The sequence below is a fragment of the Colwellia sp. Bg11-12 genome (assembly GCF_014076955.1).
Classification (GTDB): Bacteria; Pseudomonadota; Gammaproteobacteria; order Enterobacterales; family Alteromonadaceae; genus Colwellia_A.
The window spans coordinates 24,740-51,097 of the sequence record NZ_JACGUZ010000072.1 but is presented as its reverse complement, the minus strand read 5'-3'; the positions used below and the strand labels follow the sequence as shown (position 1 = coordinate 51,097).

Genomic DNA, 26,358 nt, shown 5'->3' with positions numbered 1-26,358 from the left:
AGCAATAAAAAACCCCTAACCATTAATATTAGGGGTTTTGATCTTATGCGACATCTTGAAAATTAAGCGGTATCTCATTTACCTTATCAGAGAGTATTTAGAGCTTATCCATTACTGACTTCTTCAAAATCAGCATCAATAACATCTTCGTTTCGAGTACTGTCATTAGCCGCTTCACCTTGAGGCTGCTCTGCTTGTGAAGCTTGCATTATTTTACTATGCGCCTCTTGTAATGCTTTTTGTCGCATTTCTATCGCCGCTTTATCATTGCCATTAACCGCCATTTTTAGTTGCTCAATTAATGTTTTAAGCTCGGTTTGCTGATCTTCACTCAAGCTAGGCATTGAGGCTTGCACCGTATGAATCAATTGATCTGCTTGGTTACGTTGTTCAACTAACTCACGTTTTTGCTTATCTTCAGTTGCGTGCTTGTGAGCATCATCGACCATGCGATTAACTTCATCTTCAGTTAAACCACTTGATGCGGTAATTTTAATGCTTTGCTCTTTACCCGTTGCTTTATCTTTCGCTGATACATTTAAAATACCATCTGCATCAATATCAAACGTGACTTCAACTTGTACCGAGCCACGAGGACCTGGGTTAATATCGGTTAAGTTAAATTGACCTAACGATTTATTATCTGTTGCCATTTCACGCTGACCTTGCAATACATGCACCGTTACCGCCGCTTGATTATCTTCAGCCGTAGAGAACGTTTCAGACGCACGTGTTGGTATCGTGGTATTTTTATCAATAAGCTTAGTCATTACACCGCCTAACGTTTCAATACCTAGTGACAATGGCGTTACATCAAGTAGTAACACATCACCGACCGTGCCAGATAACACTCCCGCTTGAATCGCGGCACCAATAGCAACGGCTTCATCTGGGTTAACATCTTTACGCGGCTCTTTACCAAAGAAGGCTTTAACGGCTTCTTGTACTTTTGGCATACGTGATTGACCACCCACCAAAATAATTTCGTTAATATCACCTTTACTTAAGCCAGCATCTTTAAGTGCTTGGTCACACGGAGCGATAGTCTTTTTCACTAAGTCATCAACCAAAGACTCTAATTTTGCTCGGGTAATTTGCACATTTAAATGTTTAGGGCCACTAGCATCAGCGGTAACATACGGCAAGTTCACGTCAGTTTGTAGTGCTGATGATAACTCTATTTTTGCTTTTTCAGCCGCTTCTTTAATACGTTGTAACGCTAACGGGTCTTGGTGAATATCAATACCGCTTTCTTTTTTAAATTCATCAGCAAGGTAGTTAATCAGGCGTAAATCAAAGTCTTCGCCTCCTAAAAAGGTATCACCGTTGGTTGCTAACACTTCAAATTGTTTTTCGCCGTCTACATTAGAAATTTCAATAATTGAAATGTCAAAGGTACCGCCACCTAAATCATAAACCACCACTTTTTGGTCAGCTTTATTGTTTTTATCAACGCCGTAGGCCAATGCCGCCGCCGTTGGTTCATTGATAATACGTTTTACATTAAGTCCTGCAATTTTACCTGCATCTTTTGTTGCTTGGCGCTGTGAATCATTAAAGTAAGCGGGTACGGTAATAACCGCTTCGGTTACTGTTTCACCCAAATAGGCTTCAGCATCTTTTTTCAATTTACGTAAAATTTGCGCTGATACTTCTTGTGGCGATAATTTTTTACCATTAACTTCAACCCAAGCATCACCATTGTCTGCTTTTACAATTTTATAAGGGGCTAACTTAATATCTTTTTGTACTTCTTTATCATCAAATTTACGACCAATTAAACGTTTAATCGCAAATAAGGTGTTTTTAGAGTTAGTAACGGCTTGTCTTTTTGCCGGTTGGCCCGCTAATGTTTCATCGTTTGCATAAGCAACAATTGACGGCGTTGTGCGGCTACCTTCTGCGTTCTCAATAATTTTAGCAACACCACCTTCCATAACCGCTACACATGAATTTGTTGTACCTAAATCTATACCAATAATCTTCGACATAATAATTACCTATTATTTAAAAAAAGGGTTTAATAAAAAAGTCTGCTGCTTTATGGCAATTATCCCGTAAGCAGTTTGACCGTATAAACCTTATAAACAACCTTGGATAAGCCGACTAACATTGATGGTTTAAGCTTGGTTGTTTGTTCAGTGACGCTATAATACATAAGTGGATAAAAGGCTTCTGTCACAAATATGACAGTAATGATCATTTTGTATTGTTAATCGTTTTAAATTTAAAATTAACATTAGCTTTTGCTATATACAGACAAGGGGGTAGAATAAAAACACTTGTGAACACCACGGCTTAAATTTTACCTTCATGAATAAAGATGTTACTCATTTACCTCAAAAAGCCAGTCCTGTTTTAGTCAAGCAAGCTAATATTTTTGCAGACTTACCAACAAAATTAATTGAAGACTTTCAACAAGAATTTCAGCTTGATGAATGGCACAAAGGTGATTACTTTAATCCTGCGTTACTTACCCAGCGTTTCTTCGTCGTTATTGATGGCAGTTTAGAAATCAAACAAAGTAATCCTGAGACAGGCAGAGAAGCCACTCTAGATATGCTTTATGCCGGTGATTGTTTTGACTTAATGGTGCTGTTAGACGATCAACCACATGAGGTCATTGTTTCTCCTTTAACAACGGTAAAGTTATTGTCAGTTAAACTTTCAACGATGCGCCATTGGCTGTGGACATATCCAGAGTTCAACCAGCAATTTATGCCTTATTTAGCCAAAAAAATGCGTGAAAAAGAACAGCAGGCCAGCAGCCTGATTTTACATGATGTTACCACACGCTTAAGCCGTATTATTTTAGAACATATTAATAAAATTAAGTTTTATACCGGCACGGTAGAAGCAGAGCATCAACATCATTTGGTTAACGGTTTAAATGATGAAACCTTGGCGCGGATGACGGGTTCAGTTAGGCAAGTGATAAATAAGCAGTTACAACATTGGAAGAAAGCAGGAACGCTTGATAAAAAACGCAATCAACTGATTATTAAAGATTTAGAAGCATTAGAAAAAGAAGCGAAATACACAGAAACGTTATCAAATGCACCTTTTTATAATGCACCACCTCAAAATAAAAACTAACAGTCACTTATAAATAACGTAAAGCATTGCCTTTCTTCCTTGGGGGATATTATTTTTGGTTGTGTGTTTTTGCTAGGCCTTCGTCGAGCATTTCCATAGCATGTTTAGTGTTTTTTGACTTACTAAAAGCAACATAAATATCACTTTTTTGGTGAAGCTTACCTTTTCTTATGTCGTTAGGTTGAAGCCCCATATCGTTTAATTTACTTTTAACAACATCATCAAACATAATGGCTACATCTATTCTTTTCTTCTTTAGAAGCTTGATCAGTTGTGTTTGACTCGCGACTCTAACCTCTTTAAATCGATTTTTGTTTTTCTCGTAATTATCACCGTATTCATAACCAATAATTACGCCAACAGATATTTTCTTAGATATATCATCAGCCGAAGTGAAGTTTATGACGGTGTCATTGTGATAATAAAATGATGCGTTAGCTTGCAAAATAGGAATTTCACCAAAATTAAATAGATCAATCGTGCTTTTTTGTTTTGTTACATTGAAGGCGCCGTCAACTTGCCCATTCTTGGTCATCTTTAGTGCTCTAGCGTATGGAACAACAATAAATTCAACGCGAATATTTACAGCGTTATATGCTGCTTGAATAATGTTTTTTGAAATTCCGTTTCCGCCTTCGTCTGAATAAGGAGGCCAGCTATTTTCGGCAGCAAGGGTTATGGTCTCTAAAGCCGCACTGTTTTGAGATATTGTTAGCATTAAAAGGACAAATAAGTTTCGAAGCAATATCATGAATATAAAAAATTTCCAAAGTAATGATGACAAGATAAAAGAATGTTTGGGGTTAAATAGCGAATACAGACTCTGACTATAATTATCGACTAATAATGCAGTGAATTTAACTCATTATCTACTTTTAACTGCTGTTAATATTATTGTACTCTCTTTTTTACTTAATGACATAAGCACTATCATTCACTATCATGCATTATTGTCATTAAGTCTCACTTAGGGCTACTGGTTAGTTTTATTTGGTTCTCCAGAGTAAATTATGAGCACTTTGCGCGTTAATATTTCAAGAAGCGATAATGCTCATTAATAAACAGCTAAAAAAGTATATGGATCTATTCGTTTCATTTTTCTGTTAACTATCAATTTTTTGCTTTGCATTTTCAGTTTCATTTTTATCATGACTCGTCGCTAATCCCTTTAAAGATTGATAAAGCGTTTCTTCTTCTGGGGACAAGCTTTTTGGAAAAGCAATCTTAAGTTTTACAAAAAAGTCTCCAGGAATTTTGCTGGGTAATCCCCGACCTTTTAGGCGCATTTTAGCACCACTACTCACTAGTTTAGGTAACGTTAAATCAATTGTACCTGTTGGTGTGGGTACTTTTACTTTTTCACCTAATGCTGCTTGCCATGGAGTAATAGTAAGCTCGGTGGTAATATCGACGCCTTCAATAACATATAACGGGTGAGGATTAAAACCTACCTCAAGATATAAATCGCCATTTTTTGCGCCACTAAAACCCGCTTCACCTTGCTTTTGTAAACGAATTTTTTGCCCTGGTTTGATGCCTTTTGGTATATTAACTTTTAATGTGCGTGCCTTTGATTGTACTTGTCCATTTACAATTTGATCTTGCAGCGTAAAGCTTCGGGTTACTCCAGTGTACGTATCTGGTAAATCTATTAATATTTTGGCATGACTATCTTGCCCTTGTTTAGGCTGATGACCACGCGGTGAATGTTGACCCGCATTGAAGCCACCACCAAATAACGATTCAAAAAAGTCGCTAAAGTCACCTTGGCCACCGGTATTAAAACTACTATTACCTTGTTGGTATTGCTCTTGCCACTTAGGTGGGGGGGTAAAGCCAGATTGGCCCGCTTTCCAATTACTGCCCAGTTGGTCATAAGCTGCCCGCTTTTCTTTATCACGTAATACGTCATAGGCTTCATTTATATCTTTAAAGCGAGTCTCTGCATCTTTCTCTTTACTGACATCAGGATGAAATTTTCGTGCTAGTTTTCGATATGATGTTTTGATTTCATCTTGGGTCGACGTTTTATCAACGCCCATAATCTTGTAGTAATCTTTGTAATTCACCGTGTTCTCCTGTGCAGATAAACCAGCTAATGATTATTGGGTTTATCTATAATAGTCCCATTTTATGACTTTATTATAAGCACAAATAAAAATGATGAATGTCAATAATGTGACATTTAGAGAAAATATGGGATGTTCAATTTAATTTTTCATGCTACTTTTCATACAAAAGTAGATTGTATTAATATATTAACAGGGAATTATGTCTTACACACTGATACACAACACGCAAGAATGTCGGTATGAATATCATATTGATGGTTATATTGCCTATATTACATATGATGATAAAAATGGCAATATGCACCTAACGCAAACTATTGTTCCTGAAGCACTCGCGGGTAAAGGTCTCGCTAAAATACTTTTAGAAGATGTTCTTGAACAGATCAAAAAAGAGAATAAAAAAGCCGTCGCAAAATGTTCATACATCACTAAATACCTTGAAAAAAATCCCCAAGCAAGCGATCTGTTTATTTGAAAGTAGTGGGGGGAAGACTTTTTATTATTGCGTATAGTTTTACCTTTAAGCGCTGGTGGTTATTAATGACAGTTTTGGTGATAAATCCTAATAATGGCCTGCTTGATTTTCGATCTTAGTGCTTGTTATTTGAGCTTGATTTGTTGATCTGTTCTGACATTGGTCGTTGTTAGATAAATTAAGTCAATAATTGCGGTAAATAGTAGCATTCTGCCTCACTTTATATTAAATTTGCCGCCCTTAATTAGCACAGTTAACAAGAGCGCCTTATGATAGAAAATACTCTCCCACAACTCGAACAACTGATCGAAAAAATCATTGATAAAAATAACCAATTAAAAAGCCAAGTGGCAGAATTAATACAGCAAAAAGCAGAACTCGAACAGCAAAAAACTTTGCTTATTGATGAAAATGAAACTTTTCAACTTGAAGCCCTCGAGGGTGAAGAAAAGCAGAAACAAACAAATAATGTATTAACCGCTTTATTAGACAAATTACAAAGTGCAGAAGAGCTGAGTTAATGTTGACTCAAGACTCTAATGGCATCAGCATTGAAATTATGGGTAAGCAACATCAGTTTTCTTGCTCAGCTGAACAAGCAGAGGATTTAAAGCAAGCCGCTAGCAAGCTTGCTGTAATGTGTGAAGACATCAAACAGCAAAGAGGCAATGCCAGCAGTGAGCGTGCTTTATTAGTGGCGTCAATTAATTTAAGCTATTCATTGTTAATGGCAAATAATAAAATTGAACGCTACCAACACGGACAAGAGGCGCTAATTTCAACATTAAAAAGCGCTTTATAGACACTTTCATTTTTTCAGTATTGCCACTCAGCGCGAGAGTTAATATAGTGGTAATACTGCTGATTTAATATTTAGGAACATTTTCGCTATGGCTGATGCTAGCATCGAATTTAAAGGCTCGAGCTTTACCTTGTCTGTTTTACATTTAAAAACGTCAATATTAGCGGACATTCGTACTGATTTAGCTGATAAAGTCGCACAAGCACCCGATTTTTTTTATCTTGTTCCCATTGTGGTCAGTATTGAACAGTTAGAGGGTTCAATTGATTATCAAGCGATAAAAACGTTAATTGAATCATTCAATTTTACCTTTGTTGGTTTTACTGGCACGGTATCAAAAGACCAGCGTACCTTGATCCGCGAACTTGGTTTTTCATTTGTGAATACGGCGAAAGCGAGTACGGTTGAAAAAACCACTCTTTTAGCAGAGGCTGAAGCCGGAGAAACTAAAATAGTTGCAGAGACACCAGAACGTAACTTATTCAGCGACAAAATACACCGTGGGCAAATACGCTCAGGTCAGCAGGTTTACGCTAAAGATCAGAATTTAGTGGTTATTGGCTCAGTATCTGCTGGAGCTGAAGTCATTGCTGATGGTAACATTCATGTCTACGGTTCGTTACGTGGTCGGGCCATTGCGGGTGCAAAAGGTCATCATCGGGCGCAAATATATTGCCAAAACCTCGAGGCTGAATTGGTCTCTATTAATGGTAACTATTGGTTGAGTGAATCAATGGAGCAATATTGGGGTTCTCCCGCATATATACATTTGACTGACAGCGAACTCACGTCATCAAAACTCATTTAACTTTTAACTTAAAAAGGATATTCGGTCTATGGCACGAATAATAGTTGTTACATCAGGAAAGGGAGGGGTTGGCAAAACGACATCAAGTGCGGCAATCGGTCTTGGATTGGCGTTAAAAGGTCAAAAAGTAGTGTTAATTGATTTTGATATTGGCCTACGTAACCTTGATTTAATTATGGGTTGTGAACGCCGAGTTGTTTATGACTTTGTTAATGTGATTAATGGTGAAGCGACTTTAAATCAAGCCTTAATTAAAGATAAGCGCGTTAGCAGCTTGTCTATATTACCCGCTTCGCAAACTCGTGACAAAGATGCGTTAAATAAAGAAAACGTCGGTAAGGTACTTGAAGAACTGGGTAAAATCTATGACTATATCGTTTGTGATTCTCCCGCTGGTATTGAAGCAGGCGCTATGATGGCACTGTATTATGCTGATGAAGCTATCGTAACGACTAACCCTGAAGTGTCATCAGTACGAGACTCTGATCGTATTTTAGGTATGTTAGCCAGTCGCTCTCGCAGAGCAGAACTTGGCTTAGAACCTATTAAAGAACATTTATTATTAACACGTTACTCGCCTAAGCGTGTTGACGATGGTGAAATGCTGAGTGTTGAAGATGTTGTTGATATTCTATCGATACCTTTGTTAGGTGTCATTCCTGAATCACAAGCGGTGCTTAAGGCATCTAACGCCGGCGAGCCAGTGATTTTAGATACAGAAAGTGATGCAGGAAAAGCGTATCAGGATGTGGTTGATCGCCTTATGGGTGAGACGGTTGATTTTAGATTTTTACATGCCAAGAAAAAAGGCATTCTTAGTCGTATGTTTGGAGGATAACATGGCATTACTGGATTATTTTTTACGTAAAAAAGAAAAGCAGGCAACGACAGCGTCGAAAGCCAAAGAACGTCTGCAAATTATTGTTGCTCATGAGCGCAATAGTCGAAATAAACAGCCAGATTACTTGCCTCAACTCACTGCTGATATACTTGAAGTATTGCGTAAGTATATCAAAGTAACTGATGAAAGCTTTTCAATTAACCTTGATAATAAAGGTGGAGACTTAAACGTCTTAGAGCTTAACATCGAATTAAATGACGAGCACAGTATCAACTAAGCCTCTATTCATACCGTTTATGACCTGTCGGTCTTGAACATAAAAAAGGCGGATATTCATTAATAGAATATCCGCCTTTTTCATTTTATTTTATTGATAAAACCATTGATAACCTAAGCGCTTAAGCTAATAGGCGTTGGCAATCGCTTCTTCGACAAGCTGAGTTAATTGTTCGTAGCCAAAATTGGTTAATGGTTTACCATTGACGAAAAATTGTGGCGTCGCTCTAACGTCAAGTGTTTTACCGTCTTCGATATCTTGCATTATAACCTTGCTGACTTTATCGCTACTAACATCTCGCATAAATTGCTCGTTGTCTAAAGGTAAGTCTTTTAATAATGCCCTAGCACTTTGTGGTTGCGCAACATGGTGGCGAGTCCAGCGTTGCTGTTGACTAAATAAAATGTCTACTGCTGGCCAAAATTGCCCTTGCAAGTGTGCGGCTTCGAGTAGTTTTACCACTTGATCTGATCCCTTATGAAAAGGGGTGTAGCGCATCATAACGTTAACTTTTCCAGGGTATTTTTTAATTAAGTTATTTACTAATGGGGAAAAGGCCGAACATGTTTCGCAAGCGGGATCGAAAAATTCGACAATAGTCACTTTCGCCTCTAATGGTCCTTTTATTGGTGCGCCGATACGTTCAACGACGTCGAGGTTTGCAACCTTAGTGTTCTGGTGACTATTGTTTGCTTTAAATACTGATACAACAACAATAAAAGCCAGAAGGATAATAAGGCTGGCGCTAATAAAAAGTGATTTTTTATTCATGATGATTCCGATTTAGTAAGATAAAATAATAATAAAGCCATGACACTAAAGGTTAATAAAGACATCATTGGCATATTTAAGAACCCAAAAACATTGAGGTGCGTTTCTGAACAAGGGATATCTTGTACGCAGGGTTGTGCGCTTTTAGGGATGTAACCGGCCACTAATAATACATGAAATAATGCGGTGAGCCAGCCAAATAACACCAATACACCCGCATAACGTGTCACTTTAGCGTCAAATGGAAATAAGGCCATTGGTAAAATAACGACTAAAGGGTACATGGCAACTCGTTGATACCAGCACAAAGAGCAGACAGGGAGTTTAACAATCTCACTAAAAAATAAGCTGGCAAGCGTGCTTATAGTGGCGAGTATCCAAACCGAAAAGAGTAACAACCAACCTTTGGGTAAGGTGTTGTTAGCAGATATATCGTTCATATAATCTCGTTTAGTTAAGTTAAAGTTAAAAATCCAGCCGAAGCCGGATTTTTTAAGATAAATAAAACTCAGTTAATTATTCAACGATATCCATTTCTTCAATAAGATTAGTCGCGCCGTCAACATGCTCCATTACCCATAACATGTATTTAATATCAACGTGAATCGATCGGTTTAACTTTGTGTCGTAGTCCCAATCACCAATAATACTTTCATAAACACCGTCAAACACTAAACCCACAAACTCTGCCTTATCATTAAGCGTAGGTGACCCCGAGTTACCACCGGTGATATCTAATGTACCTAGGTAGTTAACCGGTACTGAGCCAAGTTCTTTTTTAGCGTATTCGCCGTAAGTTTTACTCTTAATTAAATCAAGTTGTTTTTTAGAGGCATTAAAGGGTTTTACACCTGTGTCTTTTTCTACAATGCCTTCAAGTGTGGTAAAAGGTGTTGCTGTTAATCCGTCTTTTGGCGAATAGCCTTTCACGTTACCGTAAGTAATACGCAGTGTGCTGTTTGCATCAGCATAAACCGGTAAGTTTTTATCGTTAAAATAAGCGATTAACGCTTCCATATACTTAGGACGATAAGCTTGAATATTACCGGATAACTCTTCGCCTTTTTCTTCAAGCGCTTTTCTTACGGTAAATGTACTTACGGCAAGTTGAATAAAAGGGTCTGAGCTGTTTTCAAAGTCTTTTACTGATTTATTCATCCAAGCAAGGCGCGTTGTTTCATCTGCAAGTGACGATGCTTGATACATTTTTGTAAGCTTAGTACTTAGTGCTGTTTCATTGAGACCCTTTTCAAGTTCAAAAAATTTGTCGATTGCGAGAATACGTTCTGATTTAGGCAGTTCAACATAATGCGTTAACATGGCGAATAAAATCTTTTGATCAATATTCTCGTCATAACGGCGATTAAAGGTTTTCATACCTTGTTCAAAGCCGGCAATATCACGCTCTTGGTAACCACGCTCTCTTTCTACATTTGATTTGGTTTTTTCTACGGCTAAACGGTGTAATCGGTAAGCGGTACTTAACATTTTGTTGTAAGCCATATAACCTAAAATTAGATCACGGGCTTGGCTTTGTTGGTCTTGTTTTAGTAATTTGTTGAGACCAGTAAGTGCTTTGCCATATTTAGCTTTACGGGTTTTATCAGTGTTAATCCAAGCACTTAAGTCTTGCTCTAGTTGCTGTTTACGCGCTAAAGTTGTACCTTTGTTATAGCTTTTTATCATACTACCGTAGTTTTTTGCGTAGTTAGCTAAGCCAGCTAAGGTACTTTCGTACTTTATTCTCGCTTCACTTTCTGGTGCAGACTCGGTATGAATTAAGTCGATAAGCTCTTCACGATAATTTTTAGCATTAGGGTAAGTCCAAGTAAATTGGTTCTCAACTTCAAGTGCAGTACGGTAACGATTGGTGCGTCCTGGGTAACCTAACACCATAATGTAGTCACCTTCATCAACACTACTTTTATTCACTTTTAGGTGATGCTTTGGCTCATAAGGTACGTTATCTTTACTAAAGTCAGCGGGTTGGCCATCTTTACCGACATAAGCACGGTAAAAACCATAGTCACCCGTGTGGCGTGGCCACATCCAGTTATCTACATCTCCACCATACTTGCCAACACTGCTTGCTGGGGCATGTACTAAACGAACATCACGAATCGTTAATTGTTTGAATAAATAATATTCTAAACCACCATGAAAATTAACAACACTACAACGATATTTTTCATCACTTTCACATTCAGCTACTAATGTTTTAGAATTTTTATCTATGGTTTTATAGCGTTCAGAGCCCGACATGCTCTCGGTAATACTGGCTTTAATTAATGAGGTAACATCGTTTATTTCTTCAGTTACATAAATGCGGCTACCTGGTGTTGCGGGTAGCTCTTCATCAAAGTTTTTTGCGAGAAAACCATTAGCAAGTAAGTTGTTCTCTGCTGTTGAGTTATATTGAACAGAGCCATAAACACAATGATGGTTAGAGGCAACTAAACCTTTGTCAGAAACAAAAGAGGCGGTACAGCCGCCAAGGCTGACAATAGCACCCATAGGGAAGCCAGTTAGATCGGTTAAGTCGTTTGGGTTTAGTTTTAAACCAGCTTGGGTAAGTTCTTTTGCAATGCTAGGCAATTGGTGAGGTTGCCACATACCTTCATCAGCCGTGGCGAGTGTAGAAGCCATTGCTAATAACAAAATAGTTGTTTTTTTCATTAGAATTCTCTGGGTTGTATTAATTTATAGTTATAGTTTTTATATTGATGAGTCGCCAGATAATACTGAGTAATATTTAGCAGCCACATATTTATCTATTTTTACGGAGAACATTATGCCAAAGATAACTTTAAGGATAAAGCTTGATGTTTACAGCGACTTTTCAATAGTTTACTGAAAATAATACCTAATTCTACCTGCTTTTTGTTATGAGCTTCACAGCAGTTAAGCACTTAATTATAGAGCCTTCATCATTGTCATTATGACCAAGAGCTTGAAATTTAACTATTTCGTACCTATCTAAAGATAAATACTCTCAGGTAATGCTCTTTATGTTGTCTTATTTACTTCCTATCTTTATTGGCGTTTTACTTATTGGTTACTCTGTTGCCAAGCCTTATTGGCGAGAGTATCAGCGAGAAAAAATAAGAAGTCAGCCATTTAAAAAGTCTTGGCGAAAAATCATTCAGCAAAGAATGCCGTACTTTGGACAAATGCCAACAGATTTACAACTGCAGTTAAAGCGACATATTCAGGTGTTCTTGGCGGAAAAAAACTTCGTTGGTTGTAATGGGGTTCAAATAACTGATGAAATACGGATCACTATTGCTGCACAAGCATGTCTGTTATTACTTAACCGTAAGACAAATTTTTACCCTAAATTACAGACTATTCTTGTTTATCCGAGTGCTTTTATTAAAGAACAACAAAATATGGGTACTGACGGTTTAAGGTATCAGCAAAGTGTTGCACTTGCAGGTGAGTCATGGGATTTTGGTAAGGTGGTACTCTCTTGGCAAGATACCCTCGCAGGGGCAAAAATCCCTGACGATGGACGCAATGTGGTCATTCATGAATTCGCTCACCAATTAGACCAAGAAAATGGTAAAGCTAATGGCGCTCCAATATTATATCAAGGGCAAAATTACAAAGCTTGGTCTGACGCTTTTTCTTTACAATTTGAAAAACTTCAAAGACAAGCACAAACAGGGGCACCTTCATTGTTTGACTATTATGGCGCCACTAATCCTGCTGAGTTTTTTGCGGTGACCAGTGAAGTTTTTTTTGAACAGGCTAATCAGTTTAATGCCAAGTATCCGGTGCTTTATCAACAACTCAAAAACTATTATCACGTTGACCCGCTTCACTGGAAATAGGGCGGTAATGGCTGACCTTTTAATCGCTTAATATTTTACACTGTAAAATATCGAGGGTTTTAAATGAACTCAAGCCAATTGATATGCCTGACTTTTCATCTTCTCTACTTTTAAAGTATTGAATATGTGTCATTTTTCCTGAAGTATTTCCCAACTGATACTCTATATTTGCACTACCATTACCGTAGTATTTTATTTGGTAGGGAAACTGATACTTATTCGTTCTGTCATTGTATTCTGCTTGTGCCCAGCGGTATTTTAATGGGCAGTTATTCCTAGCGAGTGTCCATTTTCCATAATTTTTCTTGTAATGTTTAATACTGTGTTTTTCTTCAGGCTTTGCCTTACCTTGGCTTACTCTATATTCAATCGCTGAATATTTTGCCATCGCATAAGCCTCTTCAAACGCTAATACAGCAATAACAGGTAAGTCGGGTGCAACACCAACGCCTTCCCAATTCGTTTTTGTTATAGGGTCAACCGCTCTTCCGGTCGGTATAAAAATTGAAAGCCTTGAAGGTAAATCAAAAAAATGTCCTGGGTTGGCTCCTCCTTTTGTTGTTTCTCCTACGAGGTATGCGCGCTTTCTTACTTTTAAGAGGTAGGAAAATCCTTCAGCGGCTGAAAAGGTATTTTTACTGGTGAGAATGTAGATGGGCAGATTGGGCCTTTTATCACTGGGAAGATCATCAATCGTCCAATATTCTTCATTCTTATTTGTTTCTCGCCAATAAATACTATTAAGGTGTGTCTTCTTATCAAAAAAATAGCTGCTAAAATAGCGAACAAGATCTGCGCTTCCTCCTCGATTATTTCGTAAATCAATGATCAGGGAATCAACATCCGTTAGTTGCAATAAAATACGGTCTATTATGTCTTTAGCTTTTGGATCAGATGGAAACTTATCAAAGGTAATCAGTCCGACATTACCGTCGAGTATTTCGACTTCTCTAAAGTGTTTTTCAACATCTTCATTAATATTAATCGTTACACCTGGTTGACGAAGTTTAACTCTGATGTGCTTGTCTTGCGTTATTTCCTGAATGTCACCAGTTAGTCTGTCTGCAAAGATAAAACTTTCATCATAGCCAAGATATTCATTATTATTGATATTCAATAAAAGCTGTGTTGCTACTTTGTTGGCAACATCAGGGAAGACATAATTATCGATTAATTTTTTCGATATACTATCGATAATGACCCTTTGCTTATCATAAGGTGTTTTGGCAACGGTCATTGCTATAACAGCAAAGTTGACAGGTAAGCTACTGAAAAAAAATATTAATACCACACCATATTTAGTCATAGAAATTATCCCTTTTCGTTATTATCGATAATACACCTCTTAGCAACATAGCATTGTTTTAAGCTTTACGAAACTATTCGTAAAGTAATGGGCTTTGCTGACAAATGATAACAGGGCAGGGATAATTTTTTAGATCTATGTGCTACCACTGTAGTAAGATACGCTTATACTTTTGGTTAAAAATTATTCCGCTAGAAGATGATATGGTTTAATAACTAATTTTCATTTTTTTGCCTATGATTTTCTCAATATTTCTAAAGATCCCCTCTATGCGTTTATTAAAATCAACGATTCATCCTGACATTAGTGACATGTCAGCACGCCAATTTACGCGAAAAGCGACGCGCGCTATTGTGTTAAAAGGCGAAAATATTCTTTTGCTTTATACCAAACGCTATCACGATTATAGCCTTCCCGGTGGCGGCATTGATGACGGCGAAAGTCATGTGGCAGGCTTAGTACGTGAGTTGAAAGAAGAAACGGGTGCACATGATGTAAAAGATGTTCAAGCGTTTGGCTTATATGAAGAGTTTCGACCTTGGCATAAAGCCGATTTTGAATTTATGCATATGCAGTCTTATTGCTATATTTGCTCAATAGACGATGAACTACTTGAACCTGAGCTTGAATCACATGAAATTAGTAATGGTATGTATCCTATATGGATGAATATTCATCAAGCGATTAGTCACAATGAACACACGATGGCTAATAGTCAAAAGAAGGGATTATCCATTGAGCGTGAAACCTTTTTACTCAAACTGATTGTTAGTGAACTATTAGCTTCATAATATTTAATAAGTAACATTTACAAAAGTAATATTGAGCGGGGCAATGTTGATATACTTTTGATGTTTTTTGTTGCTGAAGCTAACGAATTATAGGGAAATATACTTCAAATGATTAAGACTCAACCTTCGTTATTATTGACGGTGGCGGTTAATGAACTGCTTAGTCAGTGTGAACTGCCTGCAACTTTATCGATAGAATTGTGTGCTTCGTCTTTAGCGATGAGCATGACGTCTTTTCGCCGCAAACTTGCCAAAGAAGATACGAGTTTTAAACTTATTCAAGGTAAGTTTTTGAATGAACTTTGTGTGGAAGCTTTATTAACTCAGCAAAGTAATATTGAAGACTTAGCGATTAAACTTGGTTATTCTGAAAGGGCGACCTTTGAAAGGGCCTTTCGTCAAAAATTCGGTATTACTCCTTCTCAGTTTCGCGAACTTTCCCCTGCTGGTAGTACTGATAGCCATTATGAAAAACTGACAAGCATCGCTAAAAATATGCCACCAATGCCCAGCAGTTGTCGTCAATTAATTGAAGAGAAAGAGCAAGGCCGTCTTAATTTGCAGCGAGTTATTGAGATTATAGGTCATGACGCAATTTTTTCTGCTCGTATTCTTGGCCAAGCCAGTAAAGCGATTTATGGAAAAACCCCAAAAAATCTCCTTGAAGCCATAAGTCGTAATTTAGGGATAGGTAGTGTGGTTAATTTTGCCATTGTTTATGCAATGAAAGATGCACTGCAAGATCATGTAGAACAATGGATTGTTGAGCAGTACACTGAAGCCTTTTTAATGGCACCTAAAATATTTCAGCAAGTTCGTAAGTCATTACCCTCAAAAATTAAATTTGATATTGCCCTAACCGAACAAGTACTTGTTTTTGCATTGCTTGGGGTGTTTTTACTCAGCCATAAAAGCACCTATAAGCATGAGTTAATGCTTTATTCGCTGCGTGGTGTTGCCGATTTAGATTCGCTTAATCGTCACATGAGAAAATCGATGGGGATCAGTATATTTTCGTCATCATCTCTAATGCTTTCGTTATGGCATATTGATGCGAGTTTGGTTAAACAGCTTAATCATTTAGAAAAAGTGAGTCAGTTAAAAGTGCTAGGGAGTGTACAAGATGAATTAGTATTATTTATGCTTTCATGTTTGTACTTTTCAGCGGCGGGGTATGACGATTTTAGTCAATTAGAGCAAAAAGCTGAGTTGCTTCATCTTTGTGACTTTGATGAAATTAAAAAATTATTAATTAAAGAGTAGTATAACGTTTGAAAAGGTAACTTTCTCAGCCATTAGGAAAAGGGGGCTACTTGTTATTAACTGAGAAAGTTATAAAGCTTGAATTACGCTTGTTTGGCGAGTTTTCGCTGACGAACAAATAACAAGGTTATTGCTATTAAAAACAAGATAAACATTGACGGCTCTGGAACCGAAGTTACCTGCTCTAAAGAAACATTATCGACTAACCCCCCTAAAGTGTTCTGTGTACCAAATGATGCGAAACTTAAATTCATTGATTGTGCTTGAGCAGTAAATGAAACTGACTGCAAAGCCCAGTTTGGCGTTAAGTTTCTTGTGCTGTTAGCAATTAAAGCTGCTGTCATTCCTAAATTAAAGTCAACGTTTGCATCATACCAAAAAACATTAATTCCGTTATCGTTACTATTATTGGTTCTTGGTTTGTAATAGAACTCTAATAAATAGTCTGCACCAATCGTCAATGAGTTTAGTGTTTGTGTCATTGCAGCGTTAGATGAACCACGTTGATGAGAATCTAATTCAACATGGTATAAGCCGTCTTGAGAGCCTGTAACAACATTTTTTTGTAATTCTATGCCATTACCGTATGACGTTTTCCAGCCAGGTAACGTTGAAAAAACATCCCAAGCACTTGTTTTGTTTTTAAATGCTTGTAAGTCAATATGAGAAACTATACCCGTAGATTTTGTCGCATCAGCAAAGGTAAGTTGTTCAAAACTTCCATTAGTAATTAATGATGCATGAGTAAAAGCACTTAAGCTGATTAAGGAAACATACAATAAAATGTTCTGTATAAGTTTAGACATAGAGATTAAGCACTTATTTGATTTTTTGAATACCGTCACTATACGTAACGATATCAATCGAAAATATGGCTAAACTGTCCATTTTAGGTACTTACTATCAAGAGTAACTATTTTTAGGTAAGAGGGTCTAATTTTTATTCAAAAGGGGGATTCTTAATGTTTCCCTTTGTAGTAACTTTACTGCTACTTCTGCAGGTACTTGATAAAACTCATTTACGTATTTTTTTGCATTTAAATACGTGCGAATTTGTTTTTTGACTTCGCACGGCTCACTACATGCTAAAGAATAGACCAGAGAATAATCACCGGGTGAATTTTTTGAAAGTGCTTGCGCATATTCCATAGGGTCTTCAGAGGTGCAACCTATTCTTATGACATCTGAAAAAAAAGAGTGGGTCATTATATAAACGTAACCAGTTGAAACAGTATTATCCTTCATTTTTTATAAGCGTCCTTGTTAATACCTTAATAAGGCTCAATATTTTTAAAGCACTTACCTTATTAATAAAGTAAGTGCTTTTTAAATACTTGTTGGCTGGCTTAAGCTATTTTTAAATAATCTTTGATTATTTCTGCGCCATTATTGGCTTGAATCGGCTTGAAAATGAACCCTGAAACGCCACTTTGTTGGCATTCATCGACAAGTGCTTTATCAGTGACCGATGACAACATAACAACCGGCACATTTGAACCACTTGCTCGGATAACTTTTAATGCTTCGTTGCCGTTCATTTGAGTCATAACGACGTCCATGAAAAGAAAATCAGGGGCTTCGTTTTTTACAGCTTCTACCGCAGTACTACCATCATCAGCTTCAATGACATTTTCATAGCCCAAACCAGCTAAAAAGCGCTTTAATGCTTTTCTTATCATCGCGCTATCGTCAACGAGTAATATTTTACTGTCTTGGGGTAAAGGTGTGTTGTGTGGATTAGAAATACCCGCACTTTGCTCTCTTTCAACATTATTCGTTTGAAAGTTAACATTACGTACCAATAAATTAAAATAATAGCGACCAACGCCTTCAACGGTAATTGGCACAGTGACTATTTCTTTAACACCTTCGAGGTATTTTTCCATATCTTTAAAATCATGAATAAAATAGGGGCTAGAAAAATCAAACTGTAAGTTATTTCGACTGAGTAAGTCGGTAGCACGACCTACAATAGTATTGCCCCATTCTGCTAAAGCATGGCTCAATTCTTCATTTATTTCTGTGTAATCATAGTCTTCATTAAACATATTTTGACAAACAGAATTGCCAATAGCGACTGCAGTTTCTGGATAATGATGCATCATTATTACCCCATCCAAACAGCCCGTAATATCAGAACAAACGGCATAACCTTTAAAACGAAAGTCTTCAACTTTATCCATAAAGGCGTCGCCAGCATTACCCGATAAACTGGTCATCGATTTTAAGCTAGCAATAGATTCATTAATGAAAGGGTGTAGGGTGACTTTGTAAATTGTATCAATAGACATGAAATATCCGCATATATTATTTTTATTGTGCTAACAAAATACTAGAGCAAATAAGGTTTTGCAAGGAAATACCCGAGGCGATTAACAAGCTTTGATAATTTTTATTTAATAAGATATCAAGCACTAATCACTTCTGTATTGCTACTGGTGAAAAAACAACCAGAAATATTGAGGATTAAGTAGAGAAAATAGAGTTTTTACTGTATAATGCGGCACTTTATTTTGATGGTCTTAAATATGTTTCTATTTTTGCTATCTTCACCGTTGCTGGTTAACCATTTTAGTTAGCACTATTTAGGAATTTATCTTTGATCACTACATCTAACATTACAATGCAATTTGGCGCAGAGCCTTTGTTTGAAAACATCTCGGCAAAATTTGGCAATGGTCACCGCTACGGTTTGATCGGCGCAAATGGTTGTGGCAAGTCTACATTTATGAAGATACTGAGTGGCGATTTAGTACCAAGCTCTGGCAATGTATCGGTTAGTACCGGCAACAAAGTCAGCACTTTGGGACAAGATCAATTTGCCTTTGAACAACACAATGTTATTGATACTGTGATCATGGGTGATATGCCTTTATGGAAAGTAAAGCAAGAAAGAGATGCTATTTACGCACAAGCTGAAATGAGTGAAGCCGACGGCATGCGTGTGGGTGACTTAGAAAGCGAATTTGCTGAAATGGATGGTTACACGGCAGAAAGTCGCGCCGGTGAAATTTTATTAGAAGCAGGCATTGAAGAATCTTTTCATTACGGTTCAATGCAACAAGTTGCGCCAGGTTGGAAGCTTCGTGTACTACTTGCACAAGCCTTGTTTGCCAACCCTGATATTTTATTACTTGATGAGCCAACCAACAACTTGGATATTCATACTATCAGTTGGTTAGAAACAGAATTAAACAAGCGTAAATGCACCATGATCATTATTTCGCATGATAGACATTTTCTTAATTCTGTTTGTACGCATATGGCTGACATTGATTATGGTGAATTACGTGTTTACCCAGGTAATTACGAGTTCTTCTTAGCGCAGTCTGGCTTGTTACGTGAACAGTTATTAGCGGGCAATGACAAAAAAGTTGCTGAAATTGCAGAGCTACAAGACTTTGTTAACCGTTTTGGTGCAAATGCTTCAAAAGCGAAGCAAGCAAGTTCTCGTGCCAAGAAAATGGATAAAATTAAACTTGATGATGTTAAATCGTCTAGTCGTATCACACCAAAAATTGCTTTTGCTCCAGGCAAGAAAATGCACCGTCAAGCATTAGAACTTGAAAATCTAAGCCATGGTTTTGATGGTGAAGTATTATTTGAAAAAGGTGACTTATTACTTGAAGCGGGTGCTAAATTAGCCATTATTGGTGAAAACGGTGTTGGTAAAACAACATTGCTACGCTGTTTAATGAGTGAGTTAACGCAAACTGAAGGCGTTGTTAAGTGGTCTGAGAATGCTTCTGTAGGCTATTGCCCACAAGATAGTGGTTCATTTTTTGATAATGACTTAACCCTCATGGAATGGATGTCGCAATGGCGTAGACCTTGTCATAACGATTTAAGTGTTCGTGGCATGCTAGGGCGTATGTTATTTACTGATGACGACGCAAACAAAAAAGCACGTAACTGTTCAGGTGGTGAAAAGAATCGCTTGTTATTTGGTCGCTTAATGATGGCTGATATCAATGTATTAATCATGGATGAGCCGACTAACCACATGGATATTGAAGCGATAGATGCATTGAACAATGCACTGAAAGACTTTGAAGGTACGTTAATCTTTGTTAGCCATGACCGTGAGTTCGTTTCAAGCTTGGCAACCCGTATTATCGATATTAAAGATAAAAAGCTTGTTGATTTCCAAGGTTCTTTAGACGAATACCTTGATAGCCAAATGCAGGCACAAAAAAGAGCTTAGTCTTTTTTATTGGCTTAATTGAAGTTTAAAAGCGTCTTTAATGACGCTTTTAAGTCTTTGGTTAAGTAACTTTATTACGATATATAAATAAATGAGTTAGGCAGAATTCAAAACGAGTGCGCTATACTCTCTATCTTTTTGAATATGACGCTATGTTATATTCACTCCTACTACGACTTCTAGGCTTATACATGATAAACAATGATATTCTTCGTCGCTTAAGTACTTTACTTGGTTTTGATGACGAAAAAACACGCGCAGTATTTAAATTAAATGCGTGTGACATAACTGCAGATAAATTGGTTTGTTTTTTTAAAGAAAAAGATGATGCTGCTTACATTGAATTACTTGATGTGGAACTTGCTAGTTTCCTTAACGGTTTAATTGTTGAGAAAAGAGGGGCAAAAGAAGGGCCTCAAGCTGTGCCTGAAGAAGATTTAACGAATAACGCCATTTTTAATAAATTGAAAATAGCCTTTTCTTTACAAGCTGATGAAGTGATTGAGACGCTTGAATTAGCTGAGTTGAGTCTAACCAAATATGAATTAAGTGCATTCTTTCGAAGTATCAATAATAAGCACTATAGAGAGTGTAGTGATGAAGTTTTGTCGACCTTTATCAAAGGTTTGAAAATTAAACTTCAAGGATAGTATCATGCCATTTTCGACATTGGGATTAAGTGAACCCCTTTTAAAAGCGCTTGCTGAATTGAATTATAGCGAGCCAACGGCTATTCAGAAAAAAGCAATACCCGTTGTTTTATCAGGTAAAAATCTTGTTGCTGCCGCGCAAACGGGGACCGGTAAAACGGCGAGTTTTGTTTTACCCATACTTGAAAAACTTAATACCGATCGAAAATTACGTGGTAAACGCATTCGAGCACTTATTCTTACGCCAACGCGTGAGCTCGCGGTGCAAGTAGAACAAAGTATTCGTGATTACGGTAAACATCTAAACCTTAGTTCAATGGCCATGTATGGCGGTACTGATATTGAGCCGCAAAGGCAAAAGCTCATTTGGGGGGTCGATATTGTTGTTGCAACCCCAGGTCGATTACTTGATATGGCGCATCAACGTGCTTTGCATTTTGATGAACTCGAAGTACTTGTTTTAGATGAAGCCGACAGAATGCTTGATATGGGTTTTATTGAAGATATTAATAAAATTATTGAACGTTTACCGCTTGAGCGTCAAAATCTATTATTTTCAGCGACTATTTCTGATGATGTTCGCTTGTTATCAAAGAGAACCTTTAGTAATGCGACAGAAATCTCAATCGGCAATAATAGCGCGTCAAAGCCTAAAATTGACCAATGGTTAATAACCGTTGATAAAGGTAATAAATCTGCATTACTGAGCCATTTAATTAATGAAGAAAAATGGCAACAAGCGCTCATTTTTATTGAAACAAAACATGGTGCGGCTAAATTAGTCAGCCAATTAGAAAAACGCGGTATCCATGCTGAATCTATCCACGGTGGTAGAACGCAAGCGATGCGAGAACAAGTACTTAATGACTTTAAAGCGGGAAAAATTAAATTTCTTGTCGCTACTGGTATTGCTTCTCGTGGTCTTGATATCGGTGAGCTTGTACGTGTGGTTAATTACGACTTACCCGATCAAGTTGATGACTATATTCACCGAATAGGTCGAACAGGTCGCGCAGGTGCTTCTGGCGAAGCGGTATCATTTGTCGCAAAAGATAACTTTAGAAACTTGTGTGCGATAGAAAGTCGTTTAGGGCATGTTATTAAACGCAAAGAATTTGAAGGCTTCCCCGTCAAAAAAGCTGTGCCAGTTTCTATTTTAAATTATGTTCCTAAAAATAAGAGATAAATTTAAAATATTTCACTCTCATCAGTTAAGTATTCATTAGACCAGCCAATATACCCGCTTCACCTCAATATGCAGTAATCTGCATTTTGAAGTGGAACGGGTATATATACTTAACTGGCTATATTTAGCTTCAGCAATCGGCTATATTTACTTTAATACATTCTCCTGAAAAATTAATCCGATTTTGCATACCCTCTTAGATGTTTTACAAGCGATTTTATTTGTCGGTATACCTGTTGGTGTATTTAGTTTTTTGATGATCTACTTTTCTTATCAAAAAGGATATTTATCAACTGATTTTGAACTTAAGGATGCCTTTAAAAAAAATAACAACACAGGTTCTTCTCTCTCAAGAAAACACAAAAAAGAATTATTATTCTTACACTCTAAATGGGTCACCTTTGGTGGTGGTTTCTATGGGCTAATTGCGTTGTTAACTTTTCTTATTATTGAATTAACTCAAGTGGTTAATTTTTTGTTTAGCATTACGGGTTGGCAAGATATTGTTGCATTATTCAGTTTTGACACTTTGATTGCTATGATTATTGATTCAATAACTAATATGATACAAGCAATCATTTGGTTTACGTATTGGTCCGAAAAATTCGATACTGAAAACTTCATAGTCTGGATTTTTATTGCTTATATAAGTTATCGTTTTTCTGAAAAATATGCGATGCGTTATACCGTTTATCAACGTAAACTTGCTATAGAAGAGGCTATAGAAGAATAAAATGGTAATGAATGCTCTTCTAATAGTTTGAGCATAACGTTCATGTGCTATTTTATTCTTACTTTCCTGTAAAAATAGCACGCCTTATATGGCTGTTTTCAGCTTTATTTCCTAATCTTACTCGTCCTGCTTGTTGCTCTATTCCTAACATATTTAAATCATCCATATATTTAGGTAATATGTAACTTTTTGAAAATTCGGTAAATAATGAAGTGAAGATATTATTGTTAGTTAATTTGTCGAGTTGCTTGGTAATTTCTCCTGCCGATAAGTAGCGATCAAAGCAACATTTGTGTAATTCATGTAATGCCTTATCAAGTGAATAACCAGTATTGAGCTTTCTTAGGGCAATATCAGCTTTAAGCCAATATAAGGCACCACTCCAATAAACGCGCATATAACTATTATTCTGATTAATATTATCACTCAAGTAATTTAACTTTTGATGATTATACTTCGTGTCTTTTCTGCCACGTTCAAATCCTTCATAGAGCTTTTGCCACATTTTACTTTCATTAAACATACCCACACGCGCTTGAATTATATTTTGATAATAACTGGCGAGACCTTCAGAAAACCAACGGGAATCAGCGGCATCATAAGGTATAAGTAAGTGGCTAAATTCATGATATATCGTCCAATCAGCTTTTAATTCATTGAGGGTGCTTTTGGGATTCACAACAAGTGTCACCTCAGGAATAGTATTTCGGCTAACTTCTCCCCAAGGAACTACACCAGAGTCTCGTTTACTGAACTTTATTTTGGTTATGAAATGGTCAACAGGTAGTTCACCATAAACCAAGGTTAACGCATCACTACTATGGTTAATCCATTGGCGTAAGATTTCTTTTTTATCTGAAGAAATATTTGATTGAAAGCGCACATCTATATTTTGGTTAAAATGAGTATTATCCCCATTACTTTTTGCAGAGATAGGGTGAGTAAAAAGTATCAATAATAACGTAATACTCAACACTGGATAGTTTAGGGCGTATTTATAAAACATAATCACATACTAAATAGATTTTCATAAGCATCATTTATTGTAGGTTCAACATCTTAAAAATGACCTTGGATTGTACTTATTCTTTTGAAATACAGTGTAACAAGGCATTACCAAAGCAAATAAATCACATTGGTATTACGTTATAAGTGGGTTGAATTGATTAATTATTCAAGCTAATGAAATTATAGTATAGGTGGCTATTATTTAATAAAGGTTATTAACTAGCGACTATCACTCATCAAATCGTCGAGGATTAATTGTGCTTTTTTGGGGTGATTCAAATCTACCACTTCAATCATTTCACATTCATCTCTTACCATTTCAGCAATATTACTGGGATATTGACGACAATCTTCTGGGCGGTCTAGATAAATAGCGCAGGTATATTTTACTTGCTCTGAAGGCTGTTGGTTGGGCATTTTTTCTAAAAATGGGCATTGAGTTAATTGTGTGCCTGTTTCGGGGTTAAACCAAATTTTATCTTTGATAACATATTGATGAATGTGTGGTCGAAAAATTGCCCACATGTCAATATCTTCCTCGGAAGCTGCTATGCCGCCATTGCCATACTTAATACAACACTTTCCACATTGATTACAATCTTTCAACGGTTGAATTACTCCTTAAATTGTTTACACAAAATTGTACCATGGTATTTCAAGTAATAATGGAGGGTAGCACTTCATTCGTTATTCGTAAAAGGGTTGTTTTCATCCTTAAAATTAGGGGCGCGTGTGCTGATTTGATCTCTGACCGGTTTAAAGTGACAATAAGCCCAATAAATGATTAAAAGGTAACAATTACAACGTGAAAAAATCTATTTTAATAACGGGGTGCTCAAGTGGTATCGGCTTAGATGCTGCCTTGACACTATCAATGAGAGGTTATCAAGTTTTTGCTACGGCGCGAAAAGAAGCAGATGTATTAATGTTGCAAGAAAAAGGCTTAACCGCCTGCCAGCTTGATTTAACTGAAAGTGACAGTATCAAAACCGCGCTTTCTTTTGTACTTAAAGAGACAGGAGGAACATTGGACTTTCTCTTTAATAATGGCGCTTATGGACAACCAGGCGCATTAGAAGACTTATCAACACAAGCCCTTAAAATTCAATTCGACACTAATGTTTTTGGTTGGCATGAACTTACTAAGCAGGTTATTCCTGTTATGCGTAAACAAGGTCATGGTCGAATTATTCAATGTAGTTCTGTGTTAGGTTTTGTTTCTATGGCATATAGAGGGGCTTATAATGCGTCAAAATATGCGCTTGAAGGCTTAACTGACACGTTAAGATTAGAATTGAAATCAGCTAATATTTCGGTGGTGTTATTACAGCCAGGACCGATTAATACACAATTTCGAGCGAATGCATTAAAGGCTTTTCAAGAACACATCGCTGATAAAAACAGTGCTCACCAAGTTCAGTATCAACAGCAAATAGCAAGGCTGGCCAGTAAAACCTCAAATGCAAAATTTACCTTAGAGCCCGCTGATGTCACAGCAGCATTGATCCATGCTTTAGAAAGTAAGCGACCAAAAATACGTTATAGAATTACAGTACCCACTAAACTATTTGCTGTATTTAAACGTATATTACCGGCACGTTGGTTAGATAATCTTTTATCGAAAGGTTAAGCAGCCAAAATAAGATAAACTAAAAACAACAAAACTTAAATACACTCATCTTTAAAAGGTAACCCTGATGAAAAATACGTCAAAAGTCGTTTCTACATTACTAGCCATATTTACGAGCTTTAGTTTGCTCGCTTCTGATTTAAAAGTAGGGGAACAAGCACCCAACTTTAAATTACAGGCGACTAATGGTGATTATTATCAACTGAGTGATTATAAAGGTAAGCAAGCGGTTGTTTTAGCTTGGTATCCAATGGCTAATACCCGAGGTTGTACGATTGAATGTAAGTCATTAGTAGAGAAAGGGCATTTAATTAGAGAATACAACGCTAGCTATTTTATGGCCAGTGTAGATCCATTAGATGACAATAGAGATTTTGCAAAGAAAACAGGTGCAGATTTTCCGATGTTAAGTGATCCTTCCAAAGAAGCTGCTAAAGCGTATGATGTCTTGAATATTATGCGAGTGGCTAGTCGTGTGACTTTTTATATTTCTAAAGACGGTCAGATATTAAAAATAGATGAAGACATTTCGCCCAAAACGGCTGCTGAAGATATTGCCAGTAACCTTGAGATGCTAAAAATAGCCAAAGCTCAGTAATAGAAAGAGAGTAG

28 protein-coding genes are annotated in these 26,358 nt (G+C 36.9%); 16 read left to right on the top strand and 12 right to left on the bottom strand.

Annotated features, from left to right (window positions below):
• Positions 1 to 104: 104 nt before the first annotated feature.
• Complete coding sequence (dnaK, locus tag H4J39_RS11815; RefSeq protein ID WP_182228547.1) at positions 105 to 1,991, bottom strand: molecular chaperone DnaK; 1,887 nt, start codon at positions 1,989 to 1,991, stop codon at positions 105 to 107.
• A 322-nt stretch (positions 1,992 to 2,313) separates the two neighbouring features.
• On the opposite strand from dnaK, the gene H4J39_RS11810 reads away from it, so the two are divergent.
• Positions 2,314 to 3,096, top strand: coding sequence for a Crp/Fnr family transcriptional regulator (locus H4J39_RS11810; protein WP_182228545.1), 783 nt, complete (start codon positions 2,314 to 2,316; stop codon positions 3,094 to 3,096).
• Positions 3,097 to 3,145: 49 nt separating this feature from the next.
• Here the strand turns inward: H4J39_RS11810 and H4J39_RS11805 are convergent, their stop codons facing one another.
• Positions 3,146 to 3,814 (bottom strand): ABC transporter substrate-binding protein, encoded by a 669-nt coding sequence (locus tag H4J39_RS11805; protein ID WP_182228543.1) that lies wholly within the window; start codon positions 3,812 to 3,814, stop codon positions 3,146 to 3,148.
• 385 nt (positions 3,815 to 4,199) lie between these two features.
• Entirely contained in the window at positions 4,200 to 5,165 is a 966-nt protein-coding gene (locus H4J39_RS11800; RefSeq protein ID WP_182228541.1) for a DnaJ C-terminal domain-containing protein, read from the bottom strand.
• A 202-nt stretch (positions 5,166 to 5,367) separates the two neighbouring features.
• Between H4J39_RS11800 and H4J39_RS11795 the strand changes: the two genes are divergently transcribed.
• The 6 genes from H4J39_RS11795 (at position 5,368) to minE (ending at position 8,371) form a co-directional block, all read left to right on the top strand.
• Complete coding sequence (locus tag H4J39_RS11795; protein WP_182228539.1) at positions 5,368 to 5,643, top strand: GNAT family N-acetyltransferase; 276 nt, start codon at positions 5,368 to 5,370, stop codon at positions 5,641 to 5,643.
• A gap of 269 nt (positions 5,644 to 5,912) precedes the next feature.
• Positions 5,913 to 6,164, top strand: coding sequence for a DUF904 domain-containing protein (locus H4J39_RS11790; RefSeq protein ID WP_182228537.1), 252 nt, complete (start codon positions 5,913 to 5,915; stop codon positions 6,162 to 6,164).
• On the top strand, positions 6,164 to 6,445 hold the full coding sequence (locus tag H4J39_RS11785) for a cell division protein ZapA (protein WP_182180851.1): 282 nt from the start codon (positions 6,164 to 6,166) through the stop codon (positions 6,443 to 6,445). The genes H4J39_RS11790 and H4J39_RS11785 overlap by 1 nt, the downstream gene beginning before the upstream one ends.
• Before the next feature lie 88 nt (positions 6,446 to 6,533).
• On the top strand, positions 6,534 to 7,253 hold the full coding sequence (gene minC, locus H4J39_RS11780) for a septum site-determining protein MinC (RefSeq protein ID WP_182228536.1): 720 nt from the start codon (positions 6,534 to 6,536) through the stop codon (positions 7,251 to 7,253).
• 28 nt (positions 7,254 to 7,281) lie between these two features.
• Positions 7,282 to 8,091, top strand: a complete 810-nt coding sequence (gene minD, locus H4J39_RS11775) for a septum site-determining protein MinD (RefSeq protein WP_182180847.1) — start codon at positions 7,282 to 7,284, stop codon at positions 8,089 to 8,091.
• Between the two features lies 1 nt (position 8,092).
• On the top strand, positions 8,093 to 8,371 hold the full coding sequence (gene minE, locus H4J39_RS11770) for a cell division topological specificity factor MinE (RefSeq protein WP_182228534.1): 279 nt from the start codon (positions 8,093 to 8,095) through the stop codon (positions 8,369 to 8,371).
• A gap of 126 nt (positions 8,372 to 8,497) precedes the next feature.
• On the opposite strand, the gene H4J39_RS11765 is transcribed toward minE, so the two are convergent.
• From H4J39_RS11765 to H4J39_RS11755, 3 genes are all read right to left on the bottom strand, one after another.
• Positions 8,498 to 9,142 (bottom strand): thioredoxin domain-containing protein, encoded by a 645-nt coding sequence (locus H4J39_RS11765; protein ID WP_182228532.1) that lies wholly within the window; start codon positions 9,140 to 9,142, stop codon positions 8,498 to 8,500.
• Positions 9,139 to 9,582 carry a disulfide bond formation protein B gene (locus H4J39_RS11760; protein WP_182228530.1) on the bottom strand — a complete coding sequence of 148 codons (444 nt, stop codon included), beginning with the start codon at positions 9,580 to 9,582 and terminating at the stop codon, positions 9,139 to 9,141. The genes H4J39_RS11765 and H4J39_RS11760 overlap by 4 nt, the downstream gene beginning before the upstream one ends.
• A 76-nt stretch (positions 9,583 to 9,658) precedes the next feature.
• Complete coding sequence (locus tag H4J39_RS11755) at positions 9,659 to 11,818, bottom strand: S46 family peptidase (protein WP_182228528.1); 2,160 nt, start codon at positions 11,816 to 11,818, stop codon at positions 9,659 to 9,661.
• Between the two features lie 332 nt (positions 11,819 to 12,150).
• Here H4J39_RS11755 and H4J39_RS11750 point away from each other — a divergent pair, with 332 nt between their 5' ends.
• Positions 12,151 to 12,975: a zinc-dependent peptidase gene (locus H4J39_RS11750; protein WP_182180837.1), complete on the top strand. Its 825-nt coding sequence runs from the start codon at positions 12,151 to 12,153 to the stop codon at positions 12,973 to 12,975.
• A gap of 19 nt (positions 12,976 to 12,994) precedes the next feature.
• Here H4J39_RS11750 and H4J39_RS11745 read toward each other — a convergent pair whose 3' ends face one another.
• The gene (locus H4J39_RS11745) at positions 12,995 to 14,281 is read right to left on the bottom strand and encodes a S41 family peptidase (RefSeq protein WP_182228526.1); all 1,287 of its coding nucleotides are present in this window, start codon (positions 14,279 to 14,281) and stop codon (positions 12,995 to 12,997) included.
• A 269-nt stretch (positions 14,282 to 14,550) separates the two neighbouring features.
• On the opposite strand from H4J39_RS11745, the gene H4J39_RS11740 reads away from it, so the two are divergent.
• Together H4J39_RS11740 and H4J39_RS11735 are read left to right on the top strand one after the other, a co-directional pair.
• Positions 14,551 to 15,072 (top strand): NUDIX hydrolase, encoded by a 522-nt coding sequence (locus H4J39_RS11740; RefSeq protein ID WP_182228524.1) that lies wholly within the window; start codon positions 14,551 to 14,553, stop codon positions 15,070 to 15,072.
• 108 nt (positions 15,073 to 15,180) lie between these two features.
• Positions 15,181 to 16,335 (top strand): helix-turn-helix domain-containing protein, encoded by a 1,155-nt coding sequence (locus tag H4J39_RS11735; RefSeq protein WP_182228522.1) that lies wholly within the window; start codon positions 15,181 to 15,183, stop codon positions 16,333 to 16,335.
• Between the two features lie 83 nt (positions 16,336 to 16,418).
• Here H4J39_RS11735 and H4J39_RS11730 read toward each other — a convergent pair whose 3' ends face one another.
• The 3 genes from H4J39_RS11730 to H4J39_RS11720 form a co-directional block, all read right to left on the bottom strand.
• The gene (locus H4J39_RS11730) at positions 16,419 to 17,141 is read right to left on the bottom strand and encodes a PEP-CTERM sorting domain-containing protein (protein ID WP_182228747.1); all 723 of its coding nucleotides are present in this window, start codon (positions 17,139 to 17,141) and stop codon (positions 16,419 to 16,421) included.
• A gap of 127 nt (positions 17,142 to 17,268) precedes the next feature.
• A complete protein-coding gene (locus tag H4J39_RS11725; protein ID WP_182228521.1) occupies positions 17,269 to 17,580 on the bottom strand; it encodes a GIY-YIG nuclease family protein in 312 nt (103 codons plus the stop codon).
• Positions 17,581 to 17,681: 101 nt separating this feature from the next.
• Positions 17,682 to 18,626 (bottom strand): response regulator, encoded by a 945-nt coding sequence (locus tag H4J39_RS11720; RefSeq protein ID WP_182228519.1) that lies wholly within the window; start codon positions 18,624 to 18,626, stop codon positions 17,682 to 17,684.
• 308 nt (positions 18,627 to 18,934) lie between these two features.
• Here H4J39_RS11720 and H4J39_RS11715 point away from each other — a divergent pair, with 308 nt between their 5' ends.
• The 4 genes from H4J39_RS11715 to H4J39_RS11700 all read left to right on the top strand — a co-directional run bounded on the left by H4J39_RS11715 (position 18,935) and on the right by H4J39_RS11700 (position 23,108).
• Entirely contained in the window at positions 18,935 to 20,539 is a 1,605-nt protein-coding gene (locus H4J39_RS11715) for an ABC-F family ATPase (RefSeq protein WP_182228517.1), read from the top strand.
• Between the two features lie 191 nt (positions 20,540 to 20,730).
• Positions 20,731 to 21,189, top strand: coding sequence for a DUF1456 family protein (locus H4J39_RS11710; RefSeq protein ID WP_182228515.1), 459 nt, complete (start codon positions 20,731 to 20,733; stop codon positions 21,187 to 21,189).
• A 4-nt stretch (positions 21,190 to 21,193) separates the two neighbouring features.
• On the top strand, positions 21,194 to 22,375 hold the full coding sequence (locus tag H4J39_RS11705; RefSeq protein ID WP_182228513.1) for a DEAD/DEAH box helicase: 1,182 nt from the start codon (positions 21,194 to 21,196) through the stop codon (positions 22,373 to 22,375).
• Between the two features lie 184 nt (positions 22,376 to 22,559).
• On the top strand, positions 22,560 to 23,108 hold the full coding sequence (locus H4J39_RS11700) for a hypothetical protein (RefSeq protein ID WP_182228511.1): 549 nt from the start codon (positions 22,560 to 22,562) through the stop codon (positions 23,106 to 23,108).
• A 58-nt stretch (positions 23,109 to 23,166) separates the two neighbouring features.
• Here the strand turns inward: H4J39_RS11700 and H4J39_RS11695 are convergent, their stop codons facing one another.
• Both H4J39_RS11695 and H4J39_RS11690 read right to left on the bottom strand, forming a co-directional pair.
• Positions 23,167 to 24,114 (bottom strand): hypothetical protein, encoded by a 948-nt coding sequence (locus H4J39_RS11695; protein WP_182228509.1) that lies wholly within the window; start codon positions 24,112 to 24,114, stop codon positions 23,167 to 23,169.
• Positions 24,115 to 24,335: 221 nt separating this feature from the next.
• The gene (locus tag H4J39_RS11690) at positions 24,336 to 24,722 is read right to left on the bottom strand and encodes a YkgJ family cysteine cluster protein (RefSeq protein ID WP_182228507.1); all 387 of its coding nucleotides are present in this window, start codon (positions 24,720 to 24,722) and stop codon (positions 24,336 to 24,338) included.
• A gap of 199 nt (positions 24,723 to 24,921) precedes the next feature.
• On the opposite strand from H4J39_RS11690, the gene H4J39_RS11685 reads away from it, so the two are divergent.
• Together H4J39_RS11685 and H4J39_RS11680 are read left to right on the top strand one after the other, a co-directional pair.
• Positions 24,922 to 25,746 carry an SDR family oxidoreductase gene (locus tag H4J39_RS11685; protein ID WP_182228505.1) on the top strand — a complete coding sequence of 275 codons (825 nt, stop codon included), beginning with the start codon at positions 24,922 to 24,924 and terminating at the stop codon, positions 25,744 to 25,746.
• A 67-nt stretch (positions 25,747 to 25,813) separates the two neighbouring features.
• On the top strand, positions 25,814 to 26,344 hold the full coding sequence (locus H4J39_RS11680; RefSeq protein ID WP_182228503.1) for a redoxin domain-containing protein: 531 nt from the start codon (positions 25,814 to 25,816) through the stop codon (positions 26,342 to 26,344).
• The last annotated feature ends 14 nt before the right edge of the window (positions 26,345 to 26,358 follow it).

What these genes read in the sequence shown, in the direction of transcription:
- H4J39_RS11810 (WP_182228545.1), top strand. Translation starts at nt 2,314, where the DNA reads ATGAATAAAGATGTTACTCATTTACCTCAAAAAGCCAGTCCTGTTTTA.
- H4J39_RS11735 (WP_182228522.1), top strand. Translation starts at nt 15,181, where the DNA reads ATGATTAAGACTCAACCTTCGTTATTATTGACGGTGGCGGTTAATGAA.
- H4J39_RS11680 (WP_182228503.1), top strand. Translation starts at nt 25,814, where the DNA reads ATGAAAAATACGTCAAAAGTCGTTTCTACATTACTAGCCATATTTACG.
- H4J39_RS11745 (WP_182228526.1), bottom strand. Translation starts at nt 14,281, where the DNA reads ATGACTAAATATGGTGTGGTATTAATATTTTTTTTCAGTAGCTTACCT.
- H4J39_RS11760 (WP_182228530.1), bottom strand. Translation starts at nt 9,582, where the DNA reads ATGAACGATATATCTGCTAACAACACCTTACCCAAAGGTTGGTTGTTA.
- H4J39_RS11750 (WP_182180837.1), top strand. Translation starts at nt 12,151, where the DNA reads ATGTTGTCTTATTTACTTCCTATCTTTATTGGCGTTTTACTTATTGGT.
- minC (WP_182228536.1), top strand. Translation starts at nt 6,534, where the DNA reads ATGGCTGATGCTAGCATCGAATTTAAAGGCTCGAGCTTTACCTTGTCT.
- minE (WP_182228534.1), top strand. Translation starts at nt 8,093, where the DNA reads ATGGCATTACTGGATTATTTTTTACGTAAAAAAGAAAAGCAGGCAACG.
- H4J39_RS11805 (WP_182228543.1), bottom strand. Translation starts at nt 3,814, where the DNA reads ATGCTAACAATATCTCAAAACAGTGCGGCTTTAGAGACCATAACCCTT.
- H4J39_RS11795 (WP_182228539.1), top strand. Translation starts at nt 5,368, where the DNA reads ATGTCTTACACACTGATACACAACACGCAAGAATGTCGGTATGAATAT.
- H4J39_RS11730 (WP_182228747.1), bottom strand. Translation starts at nt 17,141, where the DNA reads ATGTCTAAACTTATACAGAACATTTTATTGTATGTTTCCTTAATCAGC.
- H4J39_RS11720 (WP_182228519.1), bottom strand. Translation starts at nt 18,626, where the DNA reads ATGTCTATTGATACAATTTACAAAGTCACCCTACACCCTTTCATTAAT.
- H4J39_RS11705 (WP_182228513.1), top strand. Translation starts at nt 21,194, where the DNA reads ATGCCATTTTCGACATTGGGATTAAGTGAACCCCTTTTAAAAGCGCTT.
- H4J39_RS11740 (WP_182228524.1), top strand. Translation starts at nt 14,551, where the DNA reads ATGCGTTTATTAAAATCAACGATTCATCCTGACATTAGTGACATGTCA.
- dnaK (WP_182228547.1), bottom strand. Translation starts at nt 1,991, where the DNA reads ATGTCGAAGATTATTGGTATAGATTTAGGTACAACAAATTCATGTGTA.
- H4J39_RS11695 (WP_182228509.1), bottom strand. Translation starts at nt 24,114, where the DNA reads ATGTTTTATAAATACGCCCTAAACTATCCAGTGTTGAGTATTACGTTA.
- H4J39_RS11790 (WP_182228537.1), top strand. Translation starts at nt 5,913, where the DNA reads ATGATAGAAAATACTCTCCCACAACTCGAACAACTGATCGAAAAAATC.
- H4J39_RS11725 (WP_182228521.1), bottom strand. Translation starts at nt 17,580, where the DNA reads ATGAAGGATAATACTGTTTCAACTGGTTACGTTTATATAATGACCCAC.
- H4J39_RS11710 (WP_182228515.1), top strand. Translation starts at nt 20,731, where the DNA reads ATGATAAACAATGATATTCTTCGTCGCTTAAGTACTTTACTTGGTTTT.
- H4J39_RS11785 (WP_182180851.1), top strand. Translation starts at nt 6,164, where the DNA reads ATGTTGACTCAAGACTCTAATGGCATCAGCATTGAAATTATGGGTAAG.
- minD (WP_182180847.1), top strand. Translation starts at nt 7,282, where the DNA reads ATGGCACGAATAATAGTTGTTACATCAGGAAAGGGAGGGGTTGGCAAA.
- H4J39_RS11765 (WP_182228532.1), bottom strand. Translation starts at nt 9,142, where the DNA reads ATGAATAAAAAATCACTTTTTATTAGCGCCAGCCTTATTATCCTTCTG.
- H4J39_RS11755 (WP_182228528.1), bottom strand. Translation starts at nt 11,818, where the DNA reads ATGAAAAAAACAACTATTTTGTTATTAGCAATGGCTTCTACACTCGCC.